The organism is Psychrobacter sp. S4(2024), assembly GCF_036861305.1.
Lineage (GTDB): Bacteria > Pseudomonadota > Gammaproteobacteria > Pseudomonadales > Moraxellaceae > Psychrobacter > Psychrobacter cryohalolentis.
In genome coordinates this window covers 1-3,734 of record NZ_JAZAQR010000008.1, presented here as the reverse complement: position 1 = coordinate 3,734, position 3,734 = coordinate 1, and the positions used below count along the sequence as shown (strand labels likewise).

Below are 3,734 nucleotides of genomic sequence, written 5' to 3'. Positions count from 1 at the left end.
TGACAGTCCGGATTTGCCTAAACTGTCTGCCTACATCCTTTCACCTGGACAACCAACGCCAGGCTGACATAACCTACTCCGTCCCTCCATCGCATTATAAACAAGTATCGGAATATTAACCGATTTCCCATCGACTACGCCTTTCGGCCTCGCCTTAGGGGTCGACTCACCCAGCCCCGATTAACGTTGGACTGGAACCCTTGATCTTCCGGCGTGCGAGCTTTTCACTCGCATTATCGTTACTCACGTCAGCATTCGCTCTTGTGATACCTCCAGCATGCCTTACGACACACCTTCACAGGCTTACACAACGCTCCCCTACCACTTGAAAACAAATTCAAATCCGCAGCTTCGGCTCCTAGTTTGAGCCCCGTTACATCTTCCGCGCGGGCCGACTCGACTAGTGAGCTATTACGCTTTCTTTAAAGGATGGCTGCTTCTAAGCCAACCTCCTAGCTGTCTATGCCTTCCCACCTCGTTTCCCACTTAACTAGGAATTTGGGGCCTTAGCTGGCGGTCTGGGTTGTTTCCCTCTCCACAATGGACGTTAGCACCCACTGTGTGTCTCCCGGATATCACTCATCGGTATTCGGAGTTTGCATCGGTTTGGTAAGTCGGTATGACCCCCTAGCCGAAACAGTGCTCTACCCCCAATGGTGTTCGTCCGAGGCGCTACCTAAATAGCTTTCGGGGAGAACCAGCTATCACCGAGTTTGATTAGCCTTTCACCCCTATCCACAAGTCATCCCCTAGCTTTTCAACGATAGTGGGTTCGGTCCTCCGGTGCCTGTTACGGCACTTTCAACCTGCTCATGGATAGATCACTCGGTTTCGGGTCTATGCCCTGCAACTAAACGCCCTATTAAGACTCGGTTTCCCTACGGCTCCCCTAAACGGTTAACCTTGCTACAGAACATAAGTCGCTGACCCATTATACAAAAGGTACGCGGTCACCCTAATAAATTAAGGCTCCCACTGCTTGTACGCACACGGTTTCAGGTTCTATTTCACTCCCCTCACAGGGGTTCTTTTCGCCTTTCCCTCACGGTACTGGTTCACTATCGGTCAGTCAGGAGTATTTAGCCTTGGAGGATGGTCCCCCCATCTTCAAACAGGATTTCTCGTGTCCCGCCCTACTTAATATGTTAACGCTAATGTTTCGAATACAGGACTATCACCTACTACGGTCAGCTTTCCCACGCTGTTCTTCTACATTAGCATTAATCGGCTTCTCCCCGTTCGCTCGCCGCTACTTGGGGAATCTCATTTGATGTCTTTTCCTAAGGGTACTGAGATGTTTCACTTCCCCTCGTTTGCCTCTTGTACAAGTACAAGATACCTACCTTATGGTAGGTGGGTTTCCCCATTCAGAAATCTCCGGATCACAGGATATTGCCGCCTCCCCGAAGCTTATCGCAGGCTGTCACGTCTTTCATCGCCTCTGACTGCCAAGGCATCCACCATGTGCGCTTCATTACTTGACCATACAACCCCAAGTAGTCTCTCGACCGCTAAGTGTTGTAAAGCCTAATTATGATAACGATATCACCTAATTTTATACGCTTGATTCAGTTCTCTTTACTTTTTTAATAACTCACTACTGGGATAACAACTGATGTCGTTAAGTAGTGAGTTATTAAGGTTAGAAACAACGCGTGAACACGTGTTCCTAACCCAGACTCATATCTATGTTTTTAAATAGTCTCTGTGCTCTCGTCGAGTCACAGATTCTGTATAAAACAGAAAGAAGTAATCTTGTCTTTACTAAGACGAATCACTTGTTTCTATTTGATACCTATTTATTTATTAGCATCTAAAGAATAGTTTATTATGTGGTGGAGCCAAACGGAGTCGAACCGTTGACCTCCTGCGTGCAAGGCAGGCGCTCTACCAACTGAGCTATGGCCCCTAATAATGGTAGGCCTGGGCAGACTTGAACTGCCGACCCCCGCGTTATCAACACGGTGCTCTAACCAGCTGAGCTACAGGCCTGTACGAGGCATATACCTCTAGCTAATAAACTAGCTTAAACTAAAGAACAACTTGTTGTGAATTCTTGCTGACCGAATGCCATCTATAAGGAGGTGATCCAGCCGCAGGTTCCCCTACGGCTACCTTGTTACGACTTCACCCCAGTCATCAACCACACCGTGGTGAACGCTCCCCCGAAGGTTAAGCTATCCACTTCTGGTGCAATCAACTCCCATGGTGTGACGGGCGGTGTGTACAAGGCCCGGGAACGTATTCACCGCGGCATTCTGATCCGCGATTACTAGCGATTCCTACTTCATGGAGTCGAGTTGCAGACTCCAATCTGGACTACGATAGGCTTTTTGAGATTCGCATCACATCGCTGTGTAGCTGCCCTCTGTACCTACCATTGTAGCACGTGTGTAGCCCTGGTCGTAAGGGCCATGATGACTTGACGTCGTCCCCGCCTTCCTCCAGTTTGTCACTGGCAGTATCCTTAGAGTTCCCGGCTTAACCCGCTGGTAACTAAGGACAAGGGTTGCGCTCGTTGCGGGACTTAACCCAACATCTCACGACACGAGCTGACGACAGCCATGCAGCACCTGTATTCTAATTCCCGAAGGCACTCCCGCATCTCTGCAGGATTCTAGATATGTCAAGACCAGGTAAGGTTCTTCGCGTTGCATCGAATTAAACCACATGCTCCACCGCTTGTGCGGGCCCCCGTCAATTCATTTGAGTTTTAACCTTGCGGCCGTACTCCCCAGGCGGTCTACTTATTGCGTTAGCTGCGTCACTAAGTCCTCAAGGGACCCAACGACTAGTAGACATCGTTTACGGCGTGGACTACCAGGGTATCTAATCCTGTTTGCTACCCACGCTTTCGAGCCTCAGTGTCAGTATTATGCCAGAAGGCTGCCTTCGCCATCGGTATTCCTCCAGATCTCTACGCATTTCACCGCTACACCTGGAATTCTACCTTCCTCTCACATACTCTAGCTCAACAGTATCAGATGCAGTTCCCAGGTTGAGCCCGGGGATTTCACATCTGACTTATCGAGCCACCTACGCTCCCTTTACGCCCAGTAATTCCGATTAACGCTTGCACCCTCTGTATTACCGCGGCTGCTGGCACAGAGTTAGCCGGTGCTTATTCTGCAGCTAATGTCATCGTCCGTGGGTATTAACCACGGAGTCTTCTTCACTGCTTAAAGTGCTTTACAACCAAAAGGCCTTCTTCACACACGCGGCATGGCTGGATCAGGGTTTCCCCCATTGTCCAATATTCCCCACTGCTGCCTCCCGTAGGAGTCCGGGCCGTGTCTCAGTCCCGGTGTGGCTGATCATCCTCTCAGACCAGCTACAGATCGTCGCCATGGTAGGCCTTTACCCCACCATCTAGCTAATCCGACTTAGGCTCATCTAATAGCGAGAGCAGTAAACTGCCCCCTTTCTCCCGTAGGTCGTATGCGGTATTAATACGAGTTTCCCCGTGCTATCCCCCACTACTAGGTAGATTCCTAAGTATTACTCACCCGTCCGCCGCTCGACGCCTGATAGCAAGCTATCATCGTTTCCGCTCGACTTGCATGTGTTAAGCCTGCCGCCAGCGTTCAATCTGAGCCATGATCAAACTCTTCAGTTTAATCTTGCTATGAAGTCCTTTAAAGAGACTTCTAAACTTGGCTCATCTAATCTGGCAAAATCGCTAAAAATTATGTTCGTAATGAATTAACTTTGAGTTTTTTTACTGTCTTAAATGA

2 tRNA genes and 2 rRNA genes are annotated in these 3,734 nt (G+C 49.2%); all 4 read right to left on the bottom strand.

Annotated elements, in window-relative coordinates:
* Positions 1-1,484: ribosomal RNA gene (locus tag VLA57_RS12515) — 23S ribosomal RNA — on the bottom strand; the annotation flags it as partial.
* A gap of 349 nt (positions 1,485-1,833) precedes the next feature.
* Positions 1,834-1,909, bottom strand: a tRNA-Ala gene (locus tag VLA57_RS12510).
* Positions 1,910-1,915: 6 nt separating this feature from the next.
* Positions 1,916-1,992, bottom strand: a tRNA-Ile gene (locus VLA57_RS12505).
* 85 nt (positions 1,993-2,077) lie between these two features.
* Positions 2,078-3,616 (bottom strand): 16S ribosomal RNA (locus VLA57_RS12500).
* Positions 3,617-3,734 lie beyond the last annotated feature (118 nt).